Here is a 26,556-nt window from a genome sequence, read left to right as displayed (position 1 = left end):
TACCATCACCGCATGACCCACGACCTCTTCCGCCAAGACGCCTACCTGCGCGAATGCAGCGCCCACATCACCGCCACCTCCGATGCCGGCATCGTGCTGGACCAGACCGTGTTCTACCCCCTGGGCGGCGGCCAGGCCGGTGACAGCGGTGTGCTGGTGCTGGCAGACGGCACCACGATCACCATTGCCGACACCCGCAAGGGCAAGGACGCCGACGGCAACCCCACCAGCGACATCGTGCACATCCCCGCCCCCGGGCAAGAAGACCGCGTGGCGCAGCTCACACCCGGTGCGGCCGTCACCGCCCGCATTGACTGGGAGCGCCGCCACCGCATGATGCGGCTGCACACCACCAGCCACCTGCTGTGCCATGTGGTGCCGCAGCTGGTCAACGGCTGCTCCATCACACCCGACTACGCGCGGCTGGACTTTGCGATGACCGACCCGCTGGACAAGGAGCAGCTCACGGCCGCCATCGCCACCCTTGTGGCCGCTGCGCATCCGCTCACCGTGGCCTCGATCAGCGATGAAGAACTGGACGCCAACCCCGCGCTGGTCAAAAGCATGAGCGTGCAGCCACCGCGTGGCACGGGGCGCATCCGCACCATCCGCATCGGCGGGGAGGGCGACGCGCCGCTGATCGACCTGCAGCCCTGTGGCGGCACGCATGTGGCCAACACGTCGGAGATTGGCGGCATCGTGGTGACGAAAATCGAAAAGAAAAGCGCGACCACCCGCAGGGTGGTGCTGGGCTTCGCCCCGTGAGCGCAGCGCAAAGCTGCCGCACCCCACTGTCAACAATCTTGAACCACAGCCCCCCACCTGTTGCAATGGCTTACCCCGGCTGACGCACAACGGGGACAATAGCGGCTCGCGCGCGACCCCTCTGGTTTTTCGCCAGCCCTCCCCGGGGCGCAGCGCCCACTCCTTGCCTGCCGCCATGCCGATCTCCCTGCGCTCCATCTCTTTCGCCACCCTGCGCCAGCACCGCTGGTTCCGCCCCGCCGTCCGCGCGCTGGCGGGTTTGATCGGTTTGTGGCTGCTCACCTGGCTGGCCGTCCCGCCGCTGCTCAAGGGCCCGCTGGAGCGCATCGCGTCCGAGCAACTGGGTCGCACCGTGACCGTGGGCGGCATCGACTTCCAGCCCTGGAGCCTGGAATTTGCCCTGCGTGACGTGGCCGTGGCGGGCGCCAACGGCGCGCCCCCGCAGCTGACCATTGGCCGCATCTACGCCGATGGCGAGCTGCAGTCGCTGCTGCGCCTGGCACCTGTGGTGGACGCCTTCACCATCGACAACCCCGTGCTGCGCATCACCCACCTGGGCGACGGCCGCTACGACGTGGACGACATCATCGCCAAGGTCACCGCGCCCCAAAGCGAACCGGAGCCCGACCAAGGCCCTGCGCGCCTGGCGCTGTACAACCTGGCGCTCACGGGCGGCAGCATCGACTTCATTGACAACAGCGTGGGCGCCACCCACACGGTGCGCGACCTGGCCCTCAAGGTGCCTTTCATCAGCACCCTGCCCTCGCAGCGCGAAGTGAAGGTGGAGCCCCACCTGGCGTTTGCGCTCGATGGCAGCCGGTTTGACTCGTCCGCCCAGGGCACACCGTTTGCACAGACCGGCCAGGCCGATGCACAAATCCGGCTGGACGGGCTGAACCTTGCACCCTACCTGGGCTATCTGCCCGCCAATCTGCCCGTCAAGGTGCTGGGCGCCACGCTGGACGCGGATGTGAAAGTGGCCTTTGAACAGCACCCGCGCATGGCCGTGAAGCTGACCGGCACCGTGCAAGCCAGCGGTGTGCGCATGGCCGACCGCCAGGGCGCCGACCTGCTGAGCTACGAGCGCCTGAAGATCGACATGGCCGATGTACGCCCGCTGGAGCAGGTGGTGCGCCTGCAGCATGTGGAGCTGACGGCCCCGGTGGTCACCGCCACGCGCGATGCGGCAGGGCTGATCAACCTGGCGCAATTGGCAGCGCCCGCCCCGCAGCCCACTGCGGCCAAGGGCAAGGCCACCGCGCCTGCGGCGCCTGCATCTTCGGCAGAACCTGCGTCTTCTTCACCGCCGGCCAGCGCCAGTGCAGCACCTGCCTCTGCAAGCCAAGCCAAGGCCAAGACCCAAGCCGCCCCCGCCTGGGCGGTGGAAGTGGCCACCGCCGCCGTGCGCGGCGGCACCCTGCGCTGGACCGATGCCACCACGCGCCCCGCCGCCGCCTTGCAGGCCACCGAGTTCGCGCTGGAGGCCGCCGACATCGCCCTGCCTTTTGCCAAAGACAACGCCAAGCCCGTCACCTTCAAGGGCGGGCTCAACCTGCAGGGCAGCACGCTCAGCTTCACCGGCGAAGCCACGGACCAGAAAGCCCAGGTCAACACCACCCTGAACGCCCTGGCACTGCAACTGGCCGCGCCCTACCTGGCCCAGTCGCTGGAGCCCACGGTAACCGGCCAGCTCACAGGCGATGTGGGTGTGCTGTGGCAAGCCCCCACCGCAGCGGCCGCGCAGGCAGGCGCCACGGGCGTCACGGTCAAGGCGGGCCCCCTGGCGCTGGAGCAACTGGCCGTCAAGCAGGGCAAGACCACCTTGGCCAGCCTGGGCAAGCTGGAGATTGCGGGCGCCGAAGTGCCCCTGGACGCACGCACCGCCACGCTGGAGCGCCTGGCCATCAGCCAGCCGCAACTGGCGGTGGAGCGCGGCGCAGACGGGCGATGGATGTTTGAGCGCTGGCTGAAGACGCCTCCGACTGCGCAAGGCAGCGCCACGACAACAGCCGATGCAGCCCCCGCCAGCAACACCGCGCCCTGGAAACTGCGCGTGGCCGATTTCTCGCTGCAGGGCGGCACGATCTCGCTGGCCGACAACGCCCAGCCACGCCCCGTGGCTCTGGACGTGACGGCCCTGGGCATCACCGCCCGCAACCTGGCCAGCGACGGCAGCAAGCCCGAGGCCTTGACGCTCACCGCCCGCGCCGCTGCGCCGGGCAAGGGCGGCAACAAAGCCACGCCCGGCAAGATCGACTACCAGGGCACGCTGGCCCTGCAGCCCCTGGCGGCACAGGGCCAGCTGGAGGCCACGCGCCTGCCGCTGCACGCGCTGGACGGCTACCTGGCCAGCCAGCTGTCGGTGGAGCTGCTGCGCGCCAACGTGGGCTACCGGGGCCAGGTGGCGCTGGCACAGTCCGACAAGGGCGTCAGCCTGCGCCTGGCGGGCGATGCGGTGGTCGAAGACCTGCAGGCCAACAGCACGGCCGCCTTCACCCCCAAGACCGAGGCCCAGGTGGGCGAGGAACTGCTGGCCTGGAAGAGCCTGAACCTGCGCGGCCTGGCCGTGGCCATAGCCCCCGCCGCCGCGCCGCGCGTGGAGGTGAAGGAAACCAGCCTGGTGGACTTTTTTGCGCGCGTCACCGTGAACGAGGTCGGCCGCATCAACCTGAGCGACATCGCCAAGACGCCGGAAGAAGCCCGCGCCGCCAATGCCGCCAGCGCTTCGGCCAATACGCCCCCCGCCAGCACAGCGGCTGCGCCCACAGCCACCGCAGCAGCGCCTGCAGCCTCTGCCCCGGCCGCCGTCGCACAGGCCAACCCGCTCGCGCCCGTGGTGTTGTTCGGGCCGGTGAGCCTGGTCAATGGCCGGGTGGCGTTTTCGGACTTTTTCATCAAGCCCAACTACGCGGCCAACCTCTCCGAGCTGACCGGCAAGCTCAGCGCGTTTTCGTCGCAGGCGCCCGGAGGCGACCCTGTGCTGGCCGACCTGGAGCTGCGCGGTCGCGCCGAAGGCTCGGCCTCGCTCGAAATCACCGGCAAGCTCAACCCCCTGGCCCAGCCTCTGGCGCTCGACATCACCGGCAAGGTACGCGACCTCGAGCTGCCCCCGCTCACGCCCTACGCGGTGAAATACACGGGCCACGGCATCGAGCGCGGCAAGCTCAGCGTGGACGTGAACTACAAGGTGCTGCCCAGTGGCCAGCTCACCGCCAGCAACCGCCTGGTGCTGCACCAGCTGACCTTTGGCGAGGCCGTGGAGGGCGCCCCCAACAGCCTGCCCGTGAAGCTGGCCGTGGCCCTGCTGGCCGACCGCCAGGGCGTGATCGACCTGGACCTGCCCATCAGCGGCTCGCTCAACGACCCGCAGTTCCGCATCGGCCCCGTGATCTTCAAGATCATCGTCAACCTCATCGGCAAGGCGCTGACCTCGCCCTTCAGCCTGCTGGCCAGCGCTTTTGGCGGCGGCGACGAGATGAGCCACGTGCCCTTTGCCCCCGGCAGCGCCACCCTCACGCCCGAGGCGCAGCAAAACCTGGACAAGGTGGCCAAGGCCCTGGCCGACCGCCCCACGCTCAAGATCACCGTGACCGGCACCGCCAGCTTGGCCGACGAGCGTGAAGGCCTGCAGCGCGAAAGCCTGCAGCAGCGGGTGCTGGCCGAAAAGCGCCGCGCCAACCCGGGCGACACCGCCCCCGTGTCGGCCGCCGAATACCCCGCCCTGCTCAAGGAGGTTTACCGCCGCGCCGACATGCCCAAGCCGCGCAACCTGGTCGGCCTGGCCAAGGAGCTCACCGTGCCCGAGATGGAAGCCCTGCTTCTGGCCAACCAGGCCGCCACCGAGGCCATGGCCGCCGAACTGGCCACGCAGCGCGGCGAGGCGATCCGCGCCTATCTGGTGGCGCAGAAGCTGCCAGTAGAGCGGTTGTTTGTAGCGGCCCCCAAGGCTGGAAAACAGCCCGAAAAGTGGACCCCCCGTGCGGATTTGAGCCTGGCGACACAGTGAGCAACCCCCCCTGAGTCGCCTGCGGCGCCTTCCCCCTCTCTCGCTGCGCGGGAGGGGGACGCCCCCAGCGCAAGCGCTGGATACGCCGCCTTCGCGACGGGGCGGCCCTTGCGCGAGGGCACTGGTACTGGTACTGGCCCGCCAGTTTCCACGGGCGTGGACGGCTCCAAGCACAATGGTGGATCGAGAATCGGACCGACGGCAGCGCCGGAACCAAAATCGCCAGCCCCGCTCCCACACTGCACCATGCCTTCACGCCCGCTTTACCGCCTCGCAGTTACTCTGTTTTTGATAGCTGCAAGCGCTTTATGGACGGGCGCAAACGCCCAATTTAGCCCCAAAACCAGCGGCCAGGGCACCAGCGTGGTCACCACACCCTATGTGCGTGCCGAGCTGCTGGCCCATGCGCCCCAGGGCGTGGCGCCCGGCCAGCCGCTGTGGCTGGGCCTGCAGATCACCCACCAGCCCGAGTGGCACACCTACTGGAAAAACCCCGGCGACTCGGGCCTGCCCACCGACCTGGCCTGGACCTTGCCCGCCGGGCTGGACGCGGGCGAGATCGCCTGGCCCCTGCCCAAGAAGATCCCCATCGGCACGCTGGCCAACTATGGCTATGAAGGGACGGTGCTGCTGCCCGTGCCCGTCACCGTGGCCAGCAGTTTTGCGCCCGGCCCGCTGGTCAAGGACGCCACCATCCAGCTGCGCGCCTCGTGGCTGGTGTGCCGCAAGGAATGCATCCCGGAAGAGGGCGAGTTCACGCTGCAGCTGCCCATCCAGAGCACCACGGCACTGAGCGGCGCCGCATTCGAGGCCTCCGCCCAGGCCCACCCCCGGCCGGTGCTGGCGGGCACCACCGGCATCGTGCCTGACAGCCAGGCGCAGCTCGCCGCCGAGGGCAACACCTTGAACGTCAGCGTGCAGGGCCTGCCCGTGGCACTGCGTGGCAAGACGCTGGACCTGTTCCCCGAGACCGCCGAGGTCATCGACAACGCCGCCAGCTGGAAGCAGCGCTGGAACGGCAGCGTGTGGACCGCGCAGATTCCCTTGTCAGCCCAGCGCAGCGCCAGCCCCAGCCTGATGCCCGTGGTGCTGGCCGAGCAGTCGCCCGCACATGCCACCGGCCCCGACACCCGCAACGGCTACCGTGCCGAGCTGAAGGTGCTGGGCACCTGGCCGCCGGTTGCGTCAATGACGGCGGTATCGCCCGCACTGGAGGCCGCACTCAAGGCGAATGCAGCGCAGGCAGGCGGCGCAGTCACGTCGGCTGCGGGCTCCGGCGCCTCGTCCCTCACCCTCACCGCCGCATTGCTGGGCGCCTTGCTCGGCGGGCTCATTCTTAACCTCATGCCCTGCGTGTTCCCGGTGCTGGCGATCAAAGTGGTGGGCTTTACCCAGCACGCGCAAGACCGGCGCGCGCACCGCATCAGCGGCATCGCCTACACAGCAGGCGTGGTGCTGTCGTTCATCGCCCTGGGCGCCCTCATGCTGGGCCTGCGCGCGGCGGGCGAGGCGGTGGGATGGGGCTTTCAGCTGCAGTCGCCCGCCGTGGTCGCGTCGCTGGCGGCGCTGTTCACGCTGATTGCGCTGAACCTGGCGGGCGTGTTCGAGTTCGGGCATTTCCTGCCGTCCTCGGTGGCCAGCCTGCAGGCGCGCCACCCGGTGGCCGACAGCTTCCTCACCGGCGTGCTGGCCGTGGCCGTGGCCTCACCCTGCACCGCGCCGTTCATGGGCGCGTCCCTGGGCCTCACCGCCACGCTGCCCGCTCCCCAGGCGCTCGCCGTGTTTGCGGCACTGGGGCTGGGGCTGGCGCTGCCGTACCTGGCGGCCAGCTTTGTGCCCGCCGTGGCCCGTGCCCTGCCCCGCCCTGGCGCGTGGATGGACACCTTCCGCAAGCTGATGGCCTTCCCCATGCTGGCCACCGTGGTCTGGCTGGTGTGGGTGCTGGGCCAGCAAAGTGGCATCGACGGCGCGGGCGCGTTGCTGATCCTGCTGGTGGGGCTGTCGCTGGTGGTGTGGGCACTGTCGCTCGCAGGCCGCGCACGGGTGTGGATGGCCACGGTGTCCATCGCGGCCATGGCCTTGCTGGTCTGGGCCTTTGCGCCGCACATCACCCACATACCCACCGCGCAGGCCGCCACGCCCTCCACGCAGGCTTCGGCCACCGGCTGGCAGCCCTGGGCACCCGGCGCGGCCGAGCAGATCGTGGCCGGGGGCCGTCCGGTGTTTGTGGACTTCACCGCCGCCTGGTGCGTGACCTGCCAGTACAACAAGAAGACCACGCTGGCCCACGCCGATGTGCTGGCCGACCTGCAGACCAAGAACGTCGCCCTGCTGCGCGCCGACTGGACGCGCCGTGACCCCGCCATCACGGCGGCCCTGGCGTCGCTGGGACGCAGCGGCGTGCCCGTGTACGTGTTCTACCGCCCCGGCAAACCACCGGTGGTGCTGACCGAGGTGCTCAGCGTGGACGAGGTGCGCGCCACCATCGCCCAGCTGTAGCCCGCCCTGCTTTCGACCACCCGCCAACCCTTCAGGAGACCCTGCCATGAAGCTGCTTCGCCGTACGTTGATCGCCACTGCTACCCTGGTCGCACTGGGCGCCCAGGCCGCCACCGCCGTGGGCCAGCCCGCGCCCGACTTCACGCTCAAGGACACCTCGGGCAAGACCGTGCGCCTGTCGGACTTCAAGGGCAAACACGTGGTGCTGGAATGGACCAACCCCGGCTGCCCCTTCGTGCGCAAGCACTACGACAGCGGCAACATGCCCGCCACGCAAAAGGACGCCACGAGTAAGGGCGTGGTCTGGCTGTCCATCAACTCCACCGAAAAAGCCAGCAGCGACTACCTGGAGCCCGCCAAGCTCGCAGCCTGGAAGACCGAGCGCAAATCCGCCTCCACCGCCGTGCTGATGGACGAGGAAGGCACCGTGGGCAAGAGCTACGGCGCGCGCACCACGCCCCACATGTACATCGTCAACCCGCAGGGCATGCTGGTATACGCGGGTGGCATCGACAGCATTCCCTCGGCCCGCCCGGCCGACATCGAGAAGGCCACCAACTACGTGACGGTGGGGCTGGGCGAAGCGCTGGCGGGTAAGCCGATCTCGGCGGCAACGACGGCGCCGTATGGGTGCAGCATCAAGTACAAGTCCTGAGCCTGGGATTGCGCCGCCGCCCACACTACCTACTGTGCGCGGCGGCCCTGTTGCGCCTTGGCAAGCGCAACTAAGATGCGGGCATGCACTGCGAACAATGCCGCCGCCCGCTCCAGCATGCCCGCGAGATCTGCCAGGCCTGCAACCAGGAACTGTCGTACCCCACCAGCAGCAACTCCAACAAGGCCCTAGGCGCTGGTCGGTACCGTTGCCCTGCATGCAACGGATTCTTTGATCACTGGGCCACCACCCTTGTGCCCCGCAACGCCCGCTGGTACACGCCCCAGAGTGAGTTAGCAACCTGCCCACTGTGCGAAGAAGCCTTGCAATGGAAGCGGGAGGTGGAGCCTGCACAACTCTCTGCAGGTTTTCAGGGCGCCGCATTGGGCATGGCTTATGCGCTCTGGCTCACCATCCCCACTCCACTCCTGGAAGGAGCCGAGGAACATCTAGGCAGATGGTTTGGTCTCCTAATTCCGCTGCTACTGGGAGCGATGTTCCTCATCGCTGTTCGCCCCTACACACCGCGCACAGGTCAAGGGGTCGGCGGCTTTGTACTGGCACAGCCCCAACCTTACCGGAAGCCCCAATTTTGGGCGTCCTTGATTTTCGGGATAGCCATCATGGCCAGCGTACGGATCGCCCCGCAGGCGGCCCAGCTATACCTGTGGTGCGCCTGGCTCGGGTTGGCTGCTGCAGGCTGCCTGGCCGCCGTTGTGTGGCGACGCTCGGTGGAGCGGCAACAGCGCTTGCACACGCCGGACTCTGCAGCCCCGTCCCCCACCCGCCTTTCATAGCCCATCGCCCCATGCTCCACACCCCCGACACCATCAGCACCCTGCGCCACCTGCTCACCGCCTGCCGCACCATCGCGGTGGTGGGCCTCTCGCCGCAGTGGCACCGCCCCAGCTACTTTGCAGCCAAGTACATGCAGGCGCATGGCTACCGCATCGTGCCGGTCAACCCGCTGGTGGCGCGGGAGGGCGGGCAGATCCTGGGTGAGGCCGCCTACGCCAGCGTGACCGAGGCTGCGGCCGCGCTGGCGGCGCAGGGGCAGAAGATCGACATGGTGGACTGCTTTCGCAAGAGCGAAGACATCCCGCCGCTGGCCGACGAAGCCGTCGCCATCGGCGCCCAATGCCTGTGGCTGCAGCTGGGCGTGTTCAACGAAGTGGCCGGGCAACGCGCCGAGGCCGCCGGGCTGCTGGTGATCCAGAACCGCTGCGTGAAGATCGAACATGCGCGGCTGTTTGGGGGCCTGGGCTGGATGGGCGTGAACACGCGGGTCATCAGCGCCAAGCGCCTGCGGCAACTGCCTTACTAGCAATTTGATAGCTATAACCGCTTACCCATCGCGCGCAAACGGCCTTTTTTATTCAAAACCATGTCCTCCAACCCACCCTCCGGCGCCGACCGCGCCTTTGGCTTTGGCACCCGCGCCATCCACGCGGGTGCGCAGCCCGACCCGGTGACCGGCGCGCGCGCCACGCCCATCCACCAGACCACCAGCTTTGTGTTCGACAACGCCGAACACGCCAGCAGCCTGTTCAACCTGCAGACCTTTGGCAATGTCTACAGCCGCATCAGCAACCCCACGGTGGCGGTGTTCGAGGAGCGCATCGCCAGCCTCGAAAACGGCCGCGCCGCCCTGGCCTGCGCGAGCGGCATGGCCGCGCAGATGGCGGCGCTGCTGGCCATCCTCAAAACCGGCGACCACATCGTGGCGGCCAGCACGCTCTATGGCGGCACGGTGGGGCAGCTGGGCGTGGGCTTTGCGCGTCTGGGCATCGAGACCACGTTTGTGGACCCGGCCGACCCCGAGAACTTTGCGCGCGCCATGCGCCCCAACACCCGCGCCGTGTATGGCGAGACCATCGGCAACCCGCTGGTCAACGTGCTCGACATCGCGGCCGTGGCCGAGGTGGCGCATGCGCACGGCGTGCCGCTCATCATCGACAACACCGTGGCCAGCCCCTACCTGTGCAACCCGCTGGCCCTGGGCGCAGACATCGTGGTGCACAGCGCCACCAAATACATCGGCGGCCATGGCACCACCATGGGCGGCGTGGTGGTGGAGGGCGGCCAATTCCCGTGGGACAACGGCAAATTCCCCGAGATGGTCGAGCCCAGCCGTGCGTACCACGGCGTGAAGTTCTACGAGACGTTTGGCGACTTCGGCTACACCATGAAGGCGCGCATGGAGGTCAACCGCACCTTTGGCGGCGTGCTCTCGCCCATGAACGCGTGGCAGCTGCTGCAGGGCGCCGAGACGCTGCACCTGCGCATGCGCGAGCACTGCCGCAATGCGCTGGCCGTGGCGAAGTTTCTGCAAAGCCACCCGCAGGTGGCGTGGGTCAACTATCCAGGGCTGTCGGATTCGCCGTATTTCGATCTGGCGCAAAAGCAGTTCCGCGCCGTGGACGGCGCGCCGGGCGCCTCGGGCATCCTGACCTTTGGCGTGAAGGGTGGCGCGACGGCGGGCGAGAAGTTCATCGACGCCTGCGAGTTTTTGAGCCACCTCGCCAACATCGGCGATGCAAAAACGCTGGTGATCCACCCCGCATCGACCACGCACCGCCAGCTGAACGAAGAAGAACTGGCCCGCGCGGGGGTGAGCGCGGACATGGTGCGGCTGTCGGTGGGCATTGAAGACCTGGATGACATCCTGTGGGACATCGACCAGGCGCTGGGGCGCACTGGGGGATCCGCCTAGCCTCAGCCTATGAACAACTCCACTGTGCTGCACAAAACTTCAGACGCCGTAGCCGATGAGAGTGGCAATACTCGTCGCCTCTACGGAATCGTTGAATTTAAGCAGCCGTTGCTCTGCCAAACAGAGGCGCTCGGTAGCGTCTTTCAGATTCGCATCGGCCAAGCCCAAGGGCACTTTGAGCTCCCTTCCCTGCCCATCGAATCGGGCCGTCCGTCAGACCCATTGCACGAACCTCTAGTGCCCCCAGCCAGCGCCAAGACGTGGAAAAGTGGGGATAGGCAAATGTTGTGGGGCCGCAGATTCGTCAATCAATATCCTGGTGGCCTTCCTGAGATAAGCCGCGCGCTGCTTCAGTTCGATGTTCTTCCTGATCAAGTCGCCGAAATCAGTACTTCGGTCTACGAGCACTTTAGGGAGTGGAAGACACGTCTTTTTGACGGGTTTGATCTGTTCGGCAGCCGGTGGATTCCTACTGGAGCTAGAGTACACAGTTCAATCCAGGACGACCTAGATTTGTTCCTATGGAACAAATCTGGAAAGCCCGAGCGCCCATACCCCGACGGGCAGATTAGCGTCTGTACTCCGACAACTTCTTCTCTCTTAGAGGTTGCGCTGACTCAACCTCAGTTTAGAGATTGAACCGCCCCGTGTTTCAAGGAGGCCGATTGGTTTAAGTTGACACCTCTGTCGAGGCGTTGATGTTGGCGAGTTGCCTCCAGTAGTTTGCCTCAGCCTCTGCCGGAGGGATGCCCCCAATCGGCGTGAGCAGTCGGACGTGGTTGAACNCCTCACTGACTCAACTTGGGTGGTCTTCTCTGCCGCCACTGGAGTCGCGATAGAAATAACCTTTGGCGGAACTGATGCTTCGAGATTCACGACGTGCTGAACCGCCCCGTGTTTCAAGGAGGCCGATTGGTTTAAGTTGACACCTCTGTCGAGGCGTTGATGTTGGCGAGTTGCCTCCAGTAGTTTGCCTCAGCCTCTGCCGGAGGGATGCCCCCAATCGGCGTGAGCAGTCGGACGTGGTTGAACCAGTGCACCCACTGCAGGGTGGCCAGCTCCACGGATTCCCTGGTCTTCCAGGGTCCCCGGCGGTGAATCAACTCGGCCTTGTACAGACCGTTGATGGTCTCGGCCAGCGCGTTGTCATAGCTGTCGCCCCGGCTGCCCACCGAGGGCTGTATGCCCGCCTGGTCCAAGCGTTCGGTGTAGCGAATGGAAACGTACTGACTGCCCCTGTCCGAATGGTGCGTCAAGACATGGGCTGCTGGCTGGCGGTCGTACAAAGCCTGTTCCAGGGCATCCAGCACGAAGTCCGTCTGCATGCTGCGGCTGACCCGCCAGCCCACGATGCGCCGGGCGTACACGTCCACCACGAAGGCCACGTACAGCCAGCCCTGCCAGGTGGAGACGTAGGTGAAGTCCGACACCCACAGCTCGTTGGGCCGGCTGGCATGGAAGTGCCGGTTGACGTGGTCCAGCGGGCACGGTGCTGATTTGTCCGGCGTGGTGGTGCGCACCGTCTTGCCACGACGTGCTCCTTGCAACCCCATGGCGCGCATCAATCGTTCGACCGTGCAGCGCGCCACCGGGACGCCCTCGCGGTTCATCTGCAGCCAGACCTTATCGGCCCCATAAACCTGCCAGTTGGCGTGCCACACGCGCTGGATGTCGGCCTTCAAGCCCTCATCACGCTGGGCGCGTTGACTGCGCATTTGCGGATTGCGTTGCCGGGCTGCGTGGCGCCAGTAACACGACGGGGCCATCTGCAGCACCCTGCAGACGGGCTCGACCCCGTAGTCATCACGGTGGCGGTCGATGTAGGCCTTCACGACTTGAGTCGGCGGTCGAGCTCCGCCTGCGCAAAAAAAGCACTGGCCGTCTTCAGGATGTCATTGGCCCGGCGCAGCTCTTTGACCTCACGTTCCAGCTCTTTGATGCGCTGGGCTTCTGACGTGGTGGTGCCGGGGCGCTGGCCGCTGTCGACCTCGGCCTTCTTGACCCAGTCGTTCAAGGTCTGCGGCACGCAGCCAATCTTGGGCGCAATCGATTCAATGGCTGCCCACAGCGACGGGTAGTCGGCTCGGTGCTCCTGCACCATGCGAACGGCGCGTTCGCGGACTTCCGGGGAGAACTTCGGTGACTTGTTCATGGCTCCATCTTCTCAAGAGTTGGAGCCTCCTCAAAATCCGGGGCGGTTCANAATGGCTGCCCACAGCGACGGGTAGTCGGCTCGGTGCTCCTGCACCATGCGAACGGCGCGTTCGCGGACTTCCGGGGAGAACTTCGGTGACTTGTTCATGGCTCCATCTTCTCAAGAGTTGGAGCCTCCTCAAAATCCGGGGCGGTTCATGCCTTCTGACGACTCAGCAAACTATAGCTTGCCAGACGGCAGGGACTGGGCTCTCCACCGGCTCGTTTCGGGCTGCGATCAAGCCGAGTTTTGGATAAGTGACCGCTTTAAGGAATGGGTAAAGCGTCGGCTCAGGGCCCGAAGCCGCCATTAGGGCTTTCGATAGCGCTTTCGACGTTCACGGTGGGTGCGGAGGTCGTCTGACATTGACTTCTCATTCCCTGCGCCAAAGATGGCAACCCAGCCGACAAACATGGAAAGCCCGGCGATGAGAAGAGTCGTCGTGAGGTCCTGCGACATCTTGAATGCCACTATGGCAAGCCCTAGCAGTAACAGTGCACAGCCTCCAAGAACCAGGCGCCTCACCCAGAGGTACGTCCCGTAGAGCAGGCGCTCAGCGCCAGAGACGGGCTCGGAGGAGCCTCGCTTGTCTTCAAAAAATGCCTGCCAGAAGACCCAGAAAATGATGGGTGCCAGCAGTACTGCGAAGAGCACGCTCTCCGTGTCTGTTGCCAGCCACACAGCGAGCGCAATCAAGGCAATGCCTACCACCACGAGAACTCTGCGCTCCACGATCTCCCAACGCTCCATGTCTTTTCCTCGACGAGTGTGTCAATTTCTGCCCCTGGCTGGATTCTGCCTTCACACACATACTGGCTTGGCTCCCGCCAGGCTCGTGTGACACGTGCGGGCGTCGCACAGCGCCTGGAACTGGGTTTGCTCTGGATCAGACTCTGCGCCTTGCCCTCAGCGCTAGGACGGTGATATTGATAAAATTGAGAATCAATATCATTCACAACAAGGCATTCCCCCATGAAAGCCATGGACCATGGCGCGGCTGCGCTGCTGCATCAGCGTGCCGGGCGCTCTGCATCCACCGGCCTGGACACGCTGCCCCTGCGCGCCCAGGCGCTGGTGACCGGGCTGCTGCCCGCCCGCGATGCGCAGGAGCACAGCGTTCTGCTGCGCCTGCTGGAAATCGGCTTTCTGCCCGGTGAAACCGTGCGCGTGGTGGCGCGCGGCGGGGTGGGGGGCGACCCCATCGCGGTGCGCGTGGGGCAGGTCACGTTTGCGCTGCGCAGGCAAGAGGCGTCCATGGTGGAGGTGCAGCGGCTGGATGCCTCCGGGCGGGCGTTGGAGGAGGCGGCATGAACGCACCCACGGCAGCGTCCATGCCCTCGTCTGATGCCCCCTTGCGCATTGCGTTACTGGGCAACCCCAACTGCGGCAAGACCGCGCTGTTCAACCTGCTCACCGGTGCGCGCCAGAAGGTGGCCAACTACGCGGGCGTGACGGTGGAGCGCAAGGAGGGCCTGCTTCAGACCGCTGCGGGCCGCAGTGTGCGGGTGCTGGACCTGCCCGGCGCCTACAGCCTGCACGCGCACAGTCTGGACGAGGCCATCACACGCGACATCGTGCGCGGTCGGCGCGTGGGTGAGCCGGTGCCCGATGTGCTGGTGTGCGTGACCGATGCCACCCACCTGCGCCTGAACCTGCGCCTGGTGCTGGAGGCCCGCGCCCTGGGCCTGCCCATGGTGCTGGTGCTCAACATGATGGACGTGGCCCGGCGCCAGGGCATAGAGATCGACCGCGAGGCGCTGGCGCGCGAACTGGGCATGCCAGTGCTGGCCACCGTGGGCGTGCGCAGGGATGGCGCCCAGGAGCTGGTGCAGTGGCTGGACGGCGCGAAACTGCAGCAGCTGCAGCGCCCGGTGGTGGCGCCCGATGCTGCGGCGCGACTGGACGCGAATGACCTGGAGGCGCAGAACGACGTCATCCGCACGCACCAGGAGGTGCGGCGCATTCTGGAGCTGGCGGTGCGCGTGCCCGTGGTGAGCCTGCGCGCCGACGACCGCATCGACGCGGTGGTGCTGCACCCGGTGTGGGGCCTGCTGGTCCTGGCCGCCACGCTGTTCTTGATGTTCCAGGCGGTGTTCAGCTGGGCCGAGTTGCCCAAGTCGTGGATCGAGGACGGAATGGGCGGACTGGCGGCATTGGTCAACACCCACATGGCCGACGGCCCCTTGCGCAGCCTGCTGACCGATGGGGTGCTGGCGGGCGCGGGCGGGGTGCTGGTGTTTTTGCCGCAGATTCTGTTTCTGTTCCTGTTCATTCTGGCGCTCGAAGACTCGGGCTACCTGCCGCGTGCGGCGTTCTTGCTGGACCGCGTGATGGGCACGGTGGGCCTGTCGGGCCGCTCGTTCATCCCGCTGCTGTCGAGCTTTGCGTGCGCCGTGCCGGGTGTGATGGCCACGCGCTCGATCACCCACTGGCGCGACCGGCTGGTGACCATCATGATCGCCCCGCTCATGACTTGCTCGGCACGCCTGCCGGTGTATGCGCTGCTGATTGCGGCCTTCATCCCCGAGCGCACGGTGGCGGGGGTGTTCAACCTGCAGGGCGTGGTGCTGTTTGCGCTGTATGTGGCGGGCATTGCCAGCGCCATGGCCGTGGCGGCGGTGGCCAAGCTGGCCCGCAGCGACACGCGGCCCACGCCGCTGATGATGGAGCTGCCCGCCTACCGCTGGCCCAGCGCGCGGGGCCTGGCGTTTGGCCTGTACGAGCGGGCGGTGATCTTCATCAAGCGCGTGGGCGGCATCATTCTGGCCGTCACCGTGCTGCTGTGGTTTTTGTCCACCTACCCCGGCGCGCCGGAAGGCGCCACCCAGGCGGCCATCACCTACAGCTTTGCGGGCCAGTTGGGCCGCTGGCTGGAGGTGATCGTGGCGCCCATCGGCTTCAACTGGCAGATCGCCATCGCCCTGGTGCCCGGCATGGCGGCGCGCGAGGTGGCGGTGAGCGCGCTGGGCACGGTGTACGCACTGTCTGCCACGGGCGACGAGGTGGCCAACCAGCTGGGCGCGCTGGTGGCGGGTTCGTGGTCGCTGGCCACGGCGCTGTCGCTGATGGCCTGGTATGTGTTTGCGCCCCAGTGCATCTCCACCATCGCCGCCGTGCGGCGCGAGACCAATGGCTGGCGCTACCCGCTGCTCATGGTGGGGTACCTGTTTGCCATGGCGTATGCCGCCAGTTTTGTGACCTACCGTGTGGCGCTGGCGCTGGGCGGCGGCTGAGGGGAAAGGTGCTTATGGCCCAGCAACTGATCGTTGGTCTGATCGTCGCTGCTGCCGCGCTCTATGTGCTGTGGCGCTACCTGCCCGCGCGCTGGCGCCGGGGGCTGGGCCGGGTGCACCCGGGGCTGGCCCAGGCGCCCGGTTGTGGCGGGGGCGATGAAGGAGGGTGCAACCGTTGCGGCAGCTGTGGGGTGCCGCCCGGGGCGGGTGCTGAAAAGCCAATGGCCATGCCAGCACCGCGCAGGCCTGTGGCGTAGAGATTGCTATATTTTTAATAGCTGTCTGCGCTTTGTAGGTGCGCGGTAAGGCCTGTTTTTCTTCATAAAAGTCCGCACCTTTGTGGCCTGCTACGGGTACAGCCTGCCTTCGCCCAGCGCGTGCAGCGCCTGCTGCAGATTGGTGCGCGCCTGCGCCTCGTAGCGCCGCGCAAAGTAGCCCGTGCCGTAGATGTGCGGGCGGTCCAGAAAGCCCTGCAGCACCGCGCTGCGCCCCGCCACATAGCGCGGCCAGCGCACAAAGAAGTATTCGCGCCGCACATTGCGTTCGAACTCGCGGTACACCGCATCGCTCTGGCCGAGGATGGCCAGGTCGATGTCCACCACCCACAGCGCGTCGCCCGTGAGCGGGCCGGGGGTGTGGCGGGTGTCCATCACATGCTGGTGCACGGCCTCGGTCAGTGTGGTGGGGAGCCCTTGGCTGAGCAGGAACTGGCGCGCCCAGTCGGCGCTGCGCGCCTCGTTGTGTCCGCTCCACGGCCAGTAGATCGCGTCGTGGTACCAGAGGGCCAGGGCCACGGCATGGGGGTTGTGGAGCGCGCGGGGCTGCTGCTCTTGCACCGCCTGCAGGTGCCGCAGGCAGGCCCGCAGGTGCGTGGTGTCGTGGTAGGCCCGGGGCCAGCGGGCCCAGCTGCGCAGCAGGCGCCTGCCCTCGGCACGCCAGGCGGGAGTGTCCCGGTCCAGCGCTTGGCCCAGCGACTGCCAGTGCGCGAGCAGTTCAGTAGTGTGGGCGGGCTGGCGGCGCCAGGGCATGGGGATGTGTCGGAGGGGTTCGCGTTCGATCTACCGGAACCGTTCGGGCTGAGCTTGTCGAAGCCTCGCGCGGCGCTTCGACACGCTCAGCGTGAACGGATCTGTATTTTTTAACGCATATCGGTATCAGGCGACGCGGCCGAGCAATAGGTACTCCATGAGTGCCTTCTGCACGTGCATCCTGTTTTCTGCCTCATCCCACACCACCGACTGCGGCCCGTCGATCACGTCGGCCTCGACCTCTTCGCCCCGGTGGGCGGGCAGGCAGTGCATGAAGAGGGCGTCGGGCTGGGCGGCGGCCATCATCTCGGTGTCCACGCACCAGTCGGCAAAGGCCTTCTTGCGCGCTTCGTTCTCGGCCTCGTAGCCCATGCTGGTCCACACATCGGTGGTGACCAGGTCGGCGCCCCGGCAGGCTTCCATGGGGTTGCTAAAGAATTGATAGCTGTCGGCGCTTATCCCGTGTGCGCCAGCGGCCAATTTTTCATCAATTTCATAGCCACGGGGCGTGCTCACATGCACCTTGAAGCCCAGCAGGGATGCGGCCTGCACCCAGGTGTTGGCCATGTTGTTGCCGTCGCCCACCCAGGCCACCGTCTTGCCCTTGAGGCAATCGGTCAGATTGCCGGTTCCGTCCTTGGGGCCACGGTGCTCGATAAAGGTGAAGATGTCGGCCAGGATCTGGCAGGGGTGGTATTCGTTGGTCAGGCCGTTGATGACCGGCACGCGCGAGTTGGCGGCAAAACGCTCGATCTTGGCCTGCTCGTAGGTGCGGATCATCACCAGGTCGGTCATGCGGCTGATGACCTTGGCGCTGTCTTCGATGGGCTCGGCGCGGCCCAGCTGGCTGTCGCCCGTGGTCAGGTGCACCACGCTGCCGCCCAGCTGGTACATGCCTGCCTCGAAGCTCACGCGCGTGCGGGTGCTGGCTTTCTCGAAGATCATGGCCAGCGTGCGGTCCACCAGCGGGTGGTGCTTGTCGTAGGCCTTGAACTTCTTCTTGATGAGCGCTGCGCGCTCGAACAGGTAGGCGTATTCGTCGGCGTTGAGGTCGGTGAACTGCAGGTAATGTTTCAGCGTCGTCATGACAATCTTGCTTTGCTTCAGCTTCATTCAGCCAGGATGGCTTTGACCAGCGGGGTCAGTATGGCGACGATGGCGTCGGCCTCGGCGGTGGTGAGGATCAGCGGCGGCACCAGGCGGATCACGCTGTCGGCCGTGACCGACAGCAAGAGGCCCGCTTCGGCCGCGCGGCCAATCAGGGCGCCGCAGGGCTTGTTCAGCTCGATGCCCAGCATCAGGCCCTGGCCGCGGATTTCCTTCACCCCCGGCAGGCTGCCCAGCTCGCGCTGCAGGGCGGCCCGCAGGTGGTCGCCCACCTGGGCCGCATTGTGCAGCAGGCCGTCTTCTTCCATGATGCGAATGGTTTCGACCCCGGCGCGCATGGCCAGCGGGTTGCCGCCAAAGGTGGTGCCGTGGTTGCCCGGCTGCAGCACGTTGGCGGCCTTGGGGCCCGCCACCACCGCGCCAATCGGCACGCCCGAGCCCAGGCCCTTGGCCAGGGGCATCACGTCGGGCACGATGCCCGCCCACTGGTGGGCAAACCACTTGCCGGTGCGGCCCATGCCGCACTGCACTTCGTCGATCATCATGAGCCAGCCGCGCTCGTCGCACAGCTTGCGCAGCTGCTGCAGGTATTCGATGCGCATGCCGTTGATGCCGCCTTCGCCCTGGATGGTCTCGAAGAACACGGCCACCACGTTGGGGTTGCCCTCGGTGGCTTGCTTGATGGCCTCGATGTCGTTCATTGGCACACGCACAAAGCCCTCGACCAGCGGGCCAAAGCCGTTGTGGATCTTGGGGTTGCCGGTGGCCGACATGGTGGCAATGGAGCGGCCGTGGAAGGCCTTTTCATAGACCACGATCTCGGGCTTGGCGATGCCTTTGTCCACGCCGAACTTGCGGGCGATCTTCAGGGCCGCCTCGTTGGCTTCCAGGCCCGAGTTGCAGAAGAACACGTTCTGCATGCCCGACAGCTCCACCAGCTTGGTGGCGAGCTTCTCCTGCAACGGCACGTGGTAGTAGTTGGAGGTGTGGATCAGCTTGGCGATCTGGTCCTGCAGCGCGGGCACCAGCTTCCCGTGGTTATGGCCCAGCGTGTTCACCGCGATGCCGCCCAGGCCGTCGATGTATTCCTTGCCGTTCACGTCCCACACGCGGCAGCCCTGGCCACGCTCCAGCGCGATCGGCACGCGGCCGTAGGTGTTCATCACGTGGGGCGAAGCGGCTTCGATGAAAGCGGTCATGCGGGAATCTCCAGACGGTACGGTGGCAAAAAACGAAGCACGATTCTAGGGCGCGCACTGTGATCGTCTGTTGACGATTGCGCATTACTGCAATGCAGGCTGTTACCAGGGATTTGAGCCAGATTCCCAGTGCTGGCGATGGATTAGAGGGCCAGCTCTTATATAAGAGTTAGAATACGCGTTGCGGTGCAGCATGCAGTGATCCTGTGTCTGGCGCGCTCACTACCACTCCAATCCCCGATGGTTTCCCCCTCCTCCAAAGAAGTCTTCATTCAGGGCATCACCCATGACGGGAAAACCTTTCGGCCCAGCGACTGGGCCGAGCGGCTGGCCGGGGTGATGAGCAGCTTTCGCCCCGGTGGTGCGCGGCCCGGCAGCCACCTGAGCTATTCGCCCTGGTGCATTCCCACCACGCTCAATGGCATCAAGTGTGTGGTGGTGCACCGCGACCTGCAGGGGCACGAACCCATGGCCTGGGACTTCGTGATCAACTTCGCCCGCGACAACAACCTGCAGGTGGCCGAGGCCTGCCTGCTGCCCGACCCGCCCTCTGCCAAGGGCTGAGGCGCTCGGTTTCCCCTCTCAGTTTCCTTTTTCTGCACCCAGCCGGGGCGCATCGCCAGCGGGGCTCGCGCGCAGCAGTTGGTCGGCCTGCAGCCGGTTCATCCAGGCTTTTTCTACAAACGGGTCCGTCACGCCATAGTGCCCGTGTTTTACGCGCATGAGCAGGTTGGCCGAGGTCATCGCGCCGATGATGCCCTGCACCTCCTGCGCTGTGACTTCGCGGCCAATCTGCGCCGCATAGGCCTTGAGCGCCTCGCCGGTGAACACGCCCTTCACATCGCCGCCAATGCTGCAGATGCGCGAGAACACGGCTTCGGCCAGCGGGCCCATGGCTTCCACCTTCTGCAGTTCCACATCGGCCGCTGCGGCACCCAGCGACTGCGCGATGGTGGGCAGGTGTTCGTCGGGCAGGGCATCCGGCGGCAGGCTGCGCAGCACGTTGAGCGCCTTCATCAGCTCCTCGGGCCGGCTGCCCATGCTGCGAAAGGCGGCTTCGGTGACTTCCGCAGAAGGCAGCATGGCGCCCAGCTGGGGACGGACCTGCGCCAGCACATAGTCGATGAAGTCCCGCCCCAGCACGGGGAATTCGTTGGTCACCGCGCCGTTGAAGGCCTGGTTGCCCTTGAGCGTGAGTTCCTGCACGCGCGCACGGTGCGAGCCGGTGCCGATGAAGAGGAAATGCCCCGGTGTGCCCGGGCGGGTGTTGGTGGCGTCGCGCGCTGCCTTCAGTGCGTGCAGCAGGTGGTCGCCATCGGCACTGCCTAGCGCATGCTGCACCTCGTCCACGATGAGCACCACATCCGTTTTGGCCTGGTCGATCAGCTCCTGGAACGCCTGGGCCAGGCTCACGCCGTCGTCCTTGCCCACATCGGCGAGCTTGAAGCCGAACTTGAAACCCGCAGCGCCCGCTTCGAGGTTGGTGACTTCCTTGAGCCGTTTGAGGATGCTCGAGCCAGGTATCTGCAGTTCTTTGAGTGTCTTGCGGATGGCCTCGTGCACCAGATCGGCCGGGTTGGCCTGGGGCTGGCTCCACAGGTCCACATAGACCACGATGGCGCCCAGGGCCTCCAGCGCGGGGATGAGGTCGGTGGCCAGGAAGGTGGTCTTGCCCACACGCCGCTGGCCCGACAGGAACAGGCCGGAGCGCAGCGAGGTGTCCAGGAACGAGGGCCTGAGCAGCTGCTGGGCCATCTGTTCGGCAAGGGCGGTGCGGCGGAAGGTCATGTTTATGGATTTTTATGAAATCCCGATAATTATGCTTATTCAATAATTTGAGGTAAAGCCTGCTGTGCGTGGCCCGGAAACGAAAAAACCGCCCGAAGGCGGTTTGTTCGTTTTTTTTGCTGGCAGCGCACCCGTTACAAACGGCGAACGGCGGGGCCGTCCGGGCTGTTTGCCTGCCGGAGCAGGCGGTGATTTGATTAAGCGGCTGCGGGTGCCAGGGCTTTCACCTTGGCAGACAGACGGCTCTTGTCGCGAGCAGCCTTGTTCTTGTGGAAGATGCCCTTGTCGGCCACGGTGTCCACCACGGCTTGCATCTTGGCGAACAGTTCGGTCGCCTTGGTCTTGTCGCCAGCCAGAACAGCCTTTTCGACGTTCTTGACAGCGGTACGGTACTTGGAACGCAGCGAGGTGTTCGCGGCGTTGATCTTGACGTCCTGACGGACGCGCTTACGGCCCGAAGCGAGGCGGGGGTTCTTCTTTTTGGGTTTAGCGGATGCCATGATGAATATTCCTTGGGTCTGTGGATGTTGCCAGCAAAGCCAGCGATTATAGCCCAGAGAGGGATTTTTACCACCACCTCGCCGGAAGCCGGTGCGGCGCCGTCGCCAGGGTTCCCTTTGAAAGGGCTTGGCCGGGCCACCGAGGGCGCCATCCGGGCGGGCGACCATCCAGGGCTACACTTCTTGCGGTGTCGTTATTCAAAGCCGCCTCCACCGTCTCCCTGCTGACCCTCGCCTCCCGCATCACCGGGCTGGTGCGCGAGCTGCTCATGGCCTCCGTCTTCGGGGTCAGCGCCATGACGGACGCCTTCAACGTGGCGTTCCGCATTCCCAACCTGTTCCGCCGCGTGCTGGGAGAAGGGGCTTTCAGCCAGGCTTTTGTGCCCGTGCTGGCCGCTACCCGCGCGCAAGAGGGCGACGACGGTGCCCGGGCGCTGATTGACCATGTGGCCACGCTGCTGGCCTGGACGCTGGTGCTGCTGTGCATCGCCGGGGTGCTGGGCGCGCCCTGGATGGTGTGGGCCATGGCCAGCGGGCTGCAGCCCCAGGGGTTTGATGCCGCCGTCACCATGACACGCTGGATGTTCCCCTATATCGGCTTCATGTCGCTGGTCGCGCTGGCCGGGGGCATTCTCAACACCTGGAAGAAGTTTGCGGTGCCCGCCGCCTCGCCGGTACTGCTCAACATCGCGCTCATCCTGTCCATCACGCTGGGCGCGCCTTTGTTCGCGCGCTACGGCATCGAGCCCATCTATGCCCAGGCGGCGGGCGTGATGCTGGGCGGCCTGCTGCAGCTGGCCATCCAGGTGCCCGCGCTGCTGCGCCTGGGGTTGCTGCCGCGCATCGGCGTGCGCTGGGCGGCCATCCGCGCGGCCTGGGCCGACCCTACCACCCGCAAGGTGGCGGGCCTGATGCTGCCCGCGCTGCTGGGCGTGAGCGTGGCGCAGATCTCGCTGCTCATCAACACGCAGATCGCCTCGCACCTGGCCACGGGCAGCGTGAGCTGGATTACCTATGCCGACCGCCTGATGGAGCTGCCCACCGCCTTGCTGGGCGTGGCGCTGGGCGTGGTGCTGATGCCGCAGCTGGCCAGCGCCCGTGCCAAGCAGGACGACGAGCGTTACTCGGCCATGCTCGACTGGGGGCTGCGCCTGGTCGTGCTGCTGTCGGTGCCCTGCATGGTGGCACTGTTGGTGTTCTCCGAGCCGCTGGTGGCGGTGCTGTACCACTACGGCGCGTTTGGCGACGAAGACGTGCGCAAGACCACGCTGGCGCTCACGGGCTATGGTGCGGGCCTGGTAGGCATCGTGGCCATCAAGGTGCTGGCGCCGGGCTTCTATGCCAAGCACGACATGCGCACGCCCATGCTGATTGCCGTGGCGGTGCTGGTGCTCACGCAGCTGATGAACCTCGTGCTCGTGCCCTACCTGCAGCACGCGGCCTTGACGCTGACCATTGGCATCGGCGCACTCATCAATGCCACCTGGCTGCTGGTGGGCCTGCTGCGGCGCGGCAGCTACAAGCCCCTGCCGGGCTGGGGCAGGTTTGCCCTGCAGGTGATTGCCGCAAGCGCCTTGCTGGCCGTGCTGCTGGTGTGGGGCGCGCAGTATTTCGACTGGGTGGAGATGCGCGGAAAATCCTGGCAGCGCATCGGCCTGCTGGCCGCGCTGATGGTGGCGGCCGCCGTGCTGTACTTTGGTGCGCTGTGGGCGGCGGGCCTCAAGCTGCGCCAGATGCTGCGGCGCTGAAACACCGTGGCATATTGCCCCAAAGATCACAAATGCCCTGTCAAGACGGGTTTTCTGTCGATTGACGCTGACCAGCGTGACGCTTAAAAATTCACCATGTCCCTGAGCTATTCCGTGCCCACCTCGCTGGAGTACTTTGCATCGCTGGTGCACAGCGATGAGCATTTTCCGCTGCTGGAGGCCGCCGCCAGCCTGGCCCAGGACGAATACCCCGAATTTGACGTGCAGCAACTGCTGGGCGACATGGACCAGCTGCTTGCGCGCATCCAGCGCCGCCTGCCCGCCGATGCCCCCGCGCTGCAGCGCCTGCGCACGCTCAACCAGTTCTTTTTTGCCGACCTGGGCTTTGGCGGCAACATCAACAACTACTACGACCCCGAGAACAGCTACCTCAACGCGGTGCTGCGCACGCGCCGGGGCATTCCCATCAGCCTGGCCGTGCTCTGGATGGAGCTGGCCCAGGGCCTGGGCCTGCATGCGCGGGGCATCGCGTTCCCCGGGCACTTCATGGTCAAGGTGCTGCTGCCCAAGGGGCAGGTGGTGATGGACCCGATCTCGGGCCAGTCATTGAGCCGTGAGGAGCTGGCCGAGCGGCTGGAGCCCTACAAGCGCCGCAATGGCCTGGTGGACGACTACGACGTGCCGCTGGGCCTGTACCTGCAGGCCGCCACGCCGCGCGACATCATTGCGCGCATGCTGCGCAACCTGAAGGAAGTGCACCGCACCCAGCAGGACTGGCAACGCCTGATTGCCGTGCTGGACCGGCTCATCGTGCTGCTGCCCGAAGCCTGGGGCGAGCGGCGCGACCGGGGGCTGGCCCATGCCGAGCGGGGCAACACCGCCGACGCGGTGACCGACCTGGAGGCCTACCTGACCCATGCCGAAGACGGGCTTGACATCGACCTGATTGCCGACCGCCTGAGCGCGCTGCGCCGGGCTGGCGGCGACTGAGCGATCAGGCTTCCGCGATTGCTCACAGCCCGTTCAGGCTGAGTTTGTAGAAGCCCGGCGCGGCGCTTCGACCAGCTCAGCGTGAACGGTGGAGGGGTGATCGCAAGTTTCTGAATACAACCTGGCGTTAGAACGGCGCGCCGCCCTCTGGCAGCGCCGCCTGCAATTGCGCCACCTGCCTGCGCAACTCGGTGTTCTCGGCCGTGAGTTCGGCCACGCGGCTGCGCAGGGTATGCAGCTCGTCGGCATGGCCTTCGGCACCCGCTGCGGTTTCTGCTGCCGGTTTTTCTTCAGACGGCGCTTCGTCGCGCGGCTTGCGCTTGTTCAGTTCGCGCACGCGCTTGGCGGCCTGCTTGAGTTCGTCCTTGCCCGCCACCACGGCGGCTACCTGCTCCTCGGCAGGCAGGGTGGCAACAGCCGCAGCGGCGTTGATGGAGATGGTGCCGGACTTCACGGCGGCCACCAGCTCGGGCGCGGCCTGCTTCTGGATCTTCTCGATCATCACCACCTGGCTGCTGCTCAGGCGCGCGGCCTTGGCAATGGCCTCGCGGCTGCTCAGGGGATCGGGCGCGGGCAGGGCGGCAACCGCCTCGGGCGCGGCTGCGGGCACCTCGGCCACGGCGGCGGCCGTTGATTCGGCGGGCTCGGTGGCGGTGCTGGCCCGCGCCTTGCGGTCCGCAATGATCTCGCGCTTGCGCAGGGCCAGCACGCCGCGCTGGAAATCCGACACGCTGCGGCGGCCCAGGTGCTGGTCGATCATCCACAGGTGCACGTCTTCCATCGACGTGAAGCGCGGGTTCTGCACGGTCTGGAACGGCAGGCCATGCTTCTGGCAGATGCCGTAGCGGTTGTGGCCGTCCACCAGCACATCGCCCCACAGCACCAGCGCGTCGCGGCAGCCCTCGGTCAGGATGCTGCGCTCCAGGGCCTCGTGCTCCTCGGGGGTCAGGGGTTCGATGTAGGCTTTGAGTTCTTCGTTGACGACGATGTTCATGGTGGCGGGCGGTCCGGGGAGCTGGGCAAGGGGCGGCATTGTAGTGGTGCCCGCCACCGGCCCTACCGATCGCGTGCATCCCGCAGTGCCAGCCAGCCCGCCACCGCAGTGAACGCCACCACCACGGCCACAATGATCCAGAAGCCCTGGGGGTCGTCCGACAGCGGCACGCCCCCCACGTTCATGCCAAACAGACCCGCCAGGATGTTGATGGGCAGGGCCAGCACGGTGACCACCGTCAGCACAAACAGGCTGCGGCTGTTGGCCTCCTGCACGCTGGCGGCAATCTCTTCCTGCAGCAGCTTGATACGCTCCTGCAGGCCCTGCATGTCGCGCAGCACCACCGAGAACTCTTCGGTCGAATCGCGCAGCTCCTGCGCGTCGTCGGCGCCCATCCACGCGGGTGGGTGCTGCAGCAGGCGGAACAGCGCTGCGGGCTCGGGCGCCAGCAGCCGCTGCAGCCGCACCAGCAGGCGCCGCAGCACGCCCAGCCGGGCGCGTTTGTGGTCCAGGCGGCCCGCCAGCAGTGCGTCTTCCACATCATCGATGCGCTGGGTCACGCCCCGCACGATGTCCACCAGGCCCGAAGCCTGCGTGCGCATCAGCTCGGCCAGCAAAGCCACGCTGGAGCAGGGCGCATTGCCGCTGCGTACCGCCGTGCGCAGCGCGTCCACCGAGCGCAGCGGGCGGGTGCGCCCCGTCACCATCAGGTGCGGGGCCACGCTGGTCCACAGGGTGGCGATGTCTGAGGGTTCGAACGCAAAGTCGAAGTGCGCGTCGTTGAGCACGGCAATCAGCGTGTCGTCGTCGCGCTCGATGCGGGTGGAGACGGAGCGGTCCTTGAGTGCGTCAAAAAAAGCCTCGGGCAGGTCGGCGTGCCGCTCCATCCAGCGCATGGCCTGCGCGTGGCTCAGGTTGAAGTGCAGCCACAGGAACTGGCCCTGGCCTTTCCCCGCCACTTTCCCCTCCAGCGCAGCGCCCCCGGCCTGCAGGCCCGCCAGCCACTGCGCCGCCTGGGCCGAGTCGATCTCTCGCGGTGCGGCGTCGGCGCCCAGCAGGTAGCCGCAGATCAGCCCGGCGGCGTCACCCCCGTAGTTCAGGCTGGCGCTGGCGGGCAGGGTGGTGGCGGGATGGGGAGGGAGGTCAACAGGCGGCACGGGCCCGCATCGTGGCCTG

The 26,556-nt window shown here is 66.4% G+C and carries 22 protein-coding genes and 1 other annotated feature; of the genes, 13 read left to right on the top strand and 9 right to left on the bottom strand.

Annotation, left to right across the window (positions count from 1 at the left end; genetic code table 11):
- Window positions 1-12 precede the first annotated feature (12 nt).
- From A1D30_RS15385 to A1D30_RS25550, 7 genes are all read left to right on the top strand, one after another.
- Window positions 13-765: an alanyl-tRNA editing protein gene (locus A1D30_RS15385; RefSeq protein ID WP_063461607.1), complete on the top strand. Its 753-nt coding sequence runs from the start codon at window positions 13-15 to the stop codon at window positions 763-765.
- Between the two features lie 175 nt (window positions 766-940).
- The gene (locus A1D30_RS15380; RefSeq protein WP_063461682.1) at window positions 941-4,771 is read left to right on the top strand and encodes a DUF748 domain-containing protein; all 3,831 of its coding nucleotides are present in this window, start codon (window positions 941-943) and stop codon (window positions 4,769-4,771) included.
- 246 nt (window positions 4,772-5,017) lie between these two features.
- On the top strand, window positions 5,018-7,270 hold the full coding sequence (locus A1D30_RS15375; protein WP_063461606.1) for a thioredoxin family protein: 2,253 nt from the start codon (window positions 5,018-5,020) through the stop codon (window positions 7,268-7,270).
- A 46-nt stretch (window positions 7,271-7,316) separates the two neighbouring features.
- Window positions 7,317-7,925, top strand: a complete 609-nt coding sequence (locus A1D30_RS15370; RefSeq protein ID WP_063461605.1) for a thioredoxin family protein — start codon at window positions 7,317-7,319, stop codon at window positions 7,923-7,925.
- 808 nt (window positions 7,926-8,733) lie between these two features.
- Window positions 8,734-9,249: a CoA-binding protein gene (locus A1D30_RS15360; RefSeq protein WP_063461603.1), complete on the top strand. Its 516-nt coding sequence runs from the start codon at window positions 8,734-8,736 to the stop codon at window positions 9,247-9,249.
- 60 nt (window positions 9,250-9,309) lie between these two features.
- Entirely contained in the window at window positions 9,310-10,638 is a 1,329-nt protein-coding gene (locus tag A1D30_RS15355; protein ID WP_063461602.1) for an O-acetylhomoserine aminocarboxypropyltransferase/cysteine synthase family protein, read from the top strand.
- Window positions 10,639-10,647: 9 nt separating this feature from the next.
- The gene (locus A1D30_RS25550; RefSeq protein ID WP_131798468.1) at window positions 10,648-11,277 is read left to right on the top strand and encodes a hypothetical protein; all 630 of its coding nucleotides are present in this window, start codon (window positions 10,648-10,650) and stop codon (window positions 11,275-11,277) included.
- A gap of 278 nt (window positions 11,278-11,555) precedes the next feature.
- Here the strand turns inward: A1D30_RS25550 and A1D30_RS15350 are convergent.
- Together A1D30_RS15350 and A1D30_RS15340 are read right to left on the bottom strand one after the other, a co-directional pair.
- Window positions 11,556-12,790, bottom strand: a protein-coding gene (locus A1D30_RS15350; protein WP_109790961.1) for an IS3 family transposase whose coding sequence is annotated in 2 segments (ribosomal slippage) — window positions 11,556-12,502 and window positions 12,502-12,790 — 1,236 coding nt in all. Because the reading frame shifts where the segments join, the coding sequence is not laid out codon by codon here.
- Window positions 12,396-12,512 (bottom strand) — a sequence feature (AL1L pseudoknot). Its footprint overlaps the gene before it by 117 nt.
- A gap of 351 nt (window positions 12,791-13,141) precedes the next feature.
- Window positions 13,142-13,582, bottom strand: a complete 441-nt coding sequence (locus tag A1D30_RS15340; RefSeq protein ID WP_063461599.1) for a hypothetical protein — start codon at window positions 13,580-13,582, stop codon at window positions 13,142-13,144.
- A gap of 231 nt (window positions 13,583-13,813) precedes the next feature.
- On the opposite strand from A1D30_RS15340, the gene A1D30_RS15335 reads away from it, so the two are divergent.
- The 3 genes from A1D30_RS15335 to A1D30_RS24825 are packed head-to-tail and all read left to right on the top strand — an operon-like array spanning window position 13,814 to window position 16,322.
- Window positions 13,814-14,143: a FeoA family protein gene (locus tag A1D30_RS15335; protein WP_063461681.1), complete on the top strand. Its 330-nt coding sequence runs from the start codon at window positions 13,814-13,816 to the stop codon at window positions 14,141-14,143.
- Window positions 14,140-16,065: a ferrous iron transporter B gene (locus tag A1D30_RS15330; RefSeq protein WP_063461598.1), complete on the top strand. Its 1,926-nt coding sequence runs from the start codon at window positions 14,140-14,142 to the stop codon at window positions 16,063-16,065. The genes A1D30_RS15335 and A1D30_RS15330 overlap by 4 nt, the downstream gene beginning before the upstream one ends.
- Window positions 16,066-16,079: 14 nt before the next feature.
- Complete coding sequence (locus tag A1D30_RS24825; RefSeq protein ID WP_082836477.1) at window positions 16,080-16,322, top strand: hypothetical protein; 243 nt, start codon at window positions 16,080-16,082, stop codon at window positions 16,320-16,322.
- A gap of 90 nt (window positions 16,323-16,412) precedes the next feature.
- Here A1D30_RS24825 and A1D30_RS15325 read toward each other — a convergent pair whose 3' ends face one another.
- From A1D30_RS15325 to A1D30_RS15315, 3 genes are all read right to left on the bottom strand, one after another.
- Window positions 16,413-17,093 carry a hypothetical protein gene (locus A1D30_RS15325; protein WP_063461597.1) on the bottom strand — a complete coding sequence of 227 codons (681 nt, stop codon included), beginning with the start codon at window positions 17,091-17,093 and terminating at the stop codon, window positions 16,413-16,415.
- Between the two features lie 126 nt (window positions 17,094-17,219).
- Window positions 17,220-18,179 (bottom strand): ornithine carbamoyltransferase, encoded by a 960-nt coding sequence (gene argF / locus A1D30_RS15320; RefSeq protein WP_063461680.1) that lies wholly within the window; start codon window positions 18,177-18,179, stop codon window positions 17,220-17,222.
- A 23-nt stretch (window positions 18,180-18,202) separates the two neighbouring features.
- A complete protein-coding gene (locus A1D30_RS15315; protein WP_063461596.1) occupies window positions 18,203-19,399 on the bottom strand; it encodes an aspartate aminotransferase family protein in 1,197 nt (398 codons plus the stop codon).
- 240 nt (window positions 19,400-19,639) lie between these two features.
- On the opposite strand from A1D30_RS15315, the gene A1D30_RS15310 reads away from it, so the two are divergent.
- Window positions 19,640-19,963: a DUF3579 domain-containing protein gene (locus A1D30_RS15310; protein WP_063461595.1), complete on the top strand. Its 324-nt coding sequence runs from the start codon at window positions 19,640-19,642 to the stop codon at window positions 19,961-19,963.
- Between the two features lie 18 nt (window positions 19,964-19,981).
- On the opposite strand, the gene A1D30_RS15305 is transcribed toward A1D30_RS15310, so the two are convergent.
- On the bottom strand, window positions 19,982-21,187 hold the full coding sequence (locus A1D30_RS15305; RefSeq protein ID WP_199865997.1) for an ATP-binding protein: 1,206 nt from the start codon (window positions 21,185-21,187) through the stop codon (window positions 19,982-19,984).
- Window positions 21,188-21,384: 197 nt separating this feature from the next.
- Window positions 21,385-21,687, bottom strand: a complete 303-nt coding sequence (rpsT, locus tag A1D30_RS15300) for a 30S ribosomal protein S20 (RefSeq protein WP_015015385.1) — start codon at window positions 21,685-21,687, stop codon at window positions 21,385-21,387.
- A 188-nt stretch (window positions 21,688-21,875) separates the two neighbouring features.
- On the opposite strand from rpsT, the gene murJ reads away from it, so the two are divergent.
- The gene (gene murJ / locus A1D30_RS15295) at window positions 21,876-23,435 is read left to right on the top strand and encodes a murein biosynthesis integral membrane protein MurJ (protein WP_063461593.1); all 1,560 of its coding nucleotides are present in this window, start codon (window positions 21,876-21,878) and stop codon (window positions 23,433-23,435) included.
- 96 nt (window positions 23,436-23,531) lie between these two features.
- Window positions 23,532-24,386, top strand: a complete 855-nt coding sequence (locus A1D30_RS15290) for a transglutaminase-like domain-containing protein (RefSeq protein WP_063461592.1) — start codon at window positions 23,532-23,534, stop codon at window positions 24,384-24,386.
- A 127-nt stretch (window positions 24,387-24,513) separates the two neighbouring features.
- Here the strand turns inward: A1D30_RS15290 and A1D30_RS15285 are convergent, their stop codons facing one another.
- Together A1D30_RS15285 and A1D30_RS15280 are read right to left on the bottom strand one after the other, a co-directional pair.
- A complete protein-coding gene (locus A1D30_RS15285; RefSeq protein ID WP_063461591.1) occupies window positions 24,514-25,380 on the bottom strand; it encodes a hypothetical protein in 867 nt (288 codons plus the stop codon).
- Window positions 25,381-25,442: 62 nt separating this feature from the next.
- Entirely contained in the window at window positions 25,443-26,498 is a 1,056-nt protein-coding gene (locus A1D30_RS15280) for a transporter (protein WP_063461679.1), read from the bottom strand.
- Window positions 26,499-26,556: the final 58 nt, after the last annotated feature.

The sequence above is a fragment of the Acidovorax sp. GW101-3H11 genome (genome assembly GCF_001633105.1).
Taxonomy (GTDB): Bacteria; Pseudomonadota; Gammaproteobacteria; order Burkholderiales; family Burkholderiaceae_C; genus Acidovorax.
The sequence above is the reverse complement of the archived record's forward strand: the minus strand, read 5'-3'. Positions and strand labels throughout refer to the sequence as shown.

What these genes read in the sequence shown, in the direction of transcription:
- A1D30_RS15305 (WP_199865997.1), bottom strand. Translation starts at nt 21,187, where the DNA reads ATGACCTTCCGCCGCACCGCCCTTGCCGAACAGATGGCCCAGCAGCTG.
- A1D30_RS15355 (WP_063461602.1), top strand. Translation starts at nt 9,310, where the DNA reads ATGTCCTCCAACCCACCCTCCGGCGCCGACCGCGCCTTTGGCTTTGGC.
- A1D30_RS15370 (WP_063461605.1), top strand. Translation starts at nt 7,317, where the DNA reads ATGAAGCTGCTTCGCCGTACGTTGATCGCCACTGCTACCCTGGTCGCA.
- A1D30_RS15375 (WP_063461606.1), top strand. Translation starts at nt 5,018, where the DNA reads ATGCCTTCACGCCCGCTTTACCGCCTCGCAGTTACTCTGTTTTTGATA.
- rpsT (WP_015015385.1), bottom strand. Translation starts at nt 21,687, where the DNA reads ATGGCATCCGCTAAACCCAAAAAGAAGAACCCCCGCCTCGCTTCGGGC.
- A1D30_RS15385 (WP_063461607.1), top strand. Translation starts at nt 13, where the DNA reads ATGACCCACGACCTCTTCCGCCAAGACGCCTACCTGCGCGAATGCAGC.
- A1D30_RS15325 (WP_063461597.1), bottom strand. Translation starts at nt 17,093, where the DNA reads ATGCCCTGGCGCCGCCAGCCCGCCCACACTACTGAACTGCTCGCGCAC.
- argF (WP_063461680.1), bottom strand. Translation starts at nt 18,179, where the DNA reads ATGACGACGCTGAAACATTACCTGCAGTTCACCGACCTCAACGCCGAC.
- A1D30_RS15330 (WP_063461598.1), top strand. Translation starts at nt 14,140, where the DNA reads ATGAACGCACCCACGGCAGCGTCCATGCCCTCGTCTGATGCCCCCTTG.
- A1D30_RS15340 (WP_063461599.1), bottom strand. Translation starts at nt 13,582, where the DNA reads ATGGAGCGTTGGGAGATCGTGGAGCGCAGAGTTCTCGTGGTGGTAGGC.
- A1D30_RS15380 (WP_063461682.1), top strand. Translation starts at nt 941, where the DNA reads ATGCCGATCTCCCTGCGCTCCATCTCTTTCGCCACCCTGCGCCAGCAC.
- A1D30_RS15310 (WP_063461595.1), top strand. Translation starts at nt 19,640, where the DNA reads ATGGTTTCCCCCTCCTCCAAAGAAGTCTTCATTCAGGGCATCACCCAT.
- A1D30_RS15335 (WP_063461681.1), top strand. Translation starts at nt 13,814, where the DNA reads ATGGACCATGGCGCGGCTGCGCTGCTGCATCAGCGTGCCGGGCGCTCT.
- A1D30_RS15290 (WP_063461592.1), top strand. Translation starts at nt 23,532, where the DNA reads ATGTCCCTGAGCTATTCCGTGCCCACCTCGCTGGAGTACTTTGCATCG.
- A1D30_RS24825 (WP_082836477.1), top strand. Translation starts at nt 16,080, where the DNA reads ATGGCCCAGCAACTGATCGTTGGTCTGATCGTCGCTGCTGCCGCGCTC.
- A1D30_RS15360 (WP_063461603.1), top strand. Translation starts at nt 8,734, where the DNA reads ATGCTCCACACCCCCGACACCATCAGCACCCTGCGCCACCTGCTCACC.
- A1D30_RS25550 (WP_131798468.1), top strand. Translation starts at nt 10,648, where the DNA reads ATGAACAACTCCACTGTGCTGCACAAAACTTCAGACGCCGTAGCCGAT.
- A1D30_RS15285 (WP_063461591.1), bottom strand. Translation starts at nt 25,380, where the DNA reads ATGAACATCGTCGTCAACGAAGAACTCAAAGCCTACATCGAACCCCTG.
- A1D30_RS15315 (WP_063461596.1), bottom strand. Translation starts at nt 19,399, where the DNA reads ATGACCGCTTTCATCGAAGCCGCTTCGCCCCACGTGATGAACACCTAC.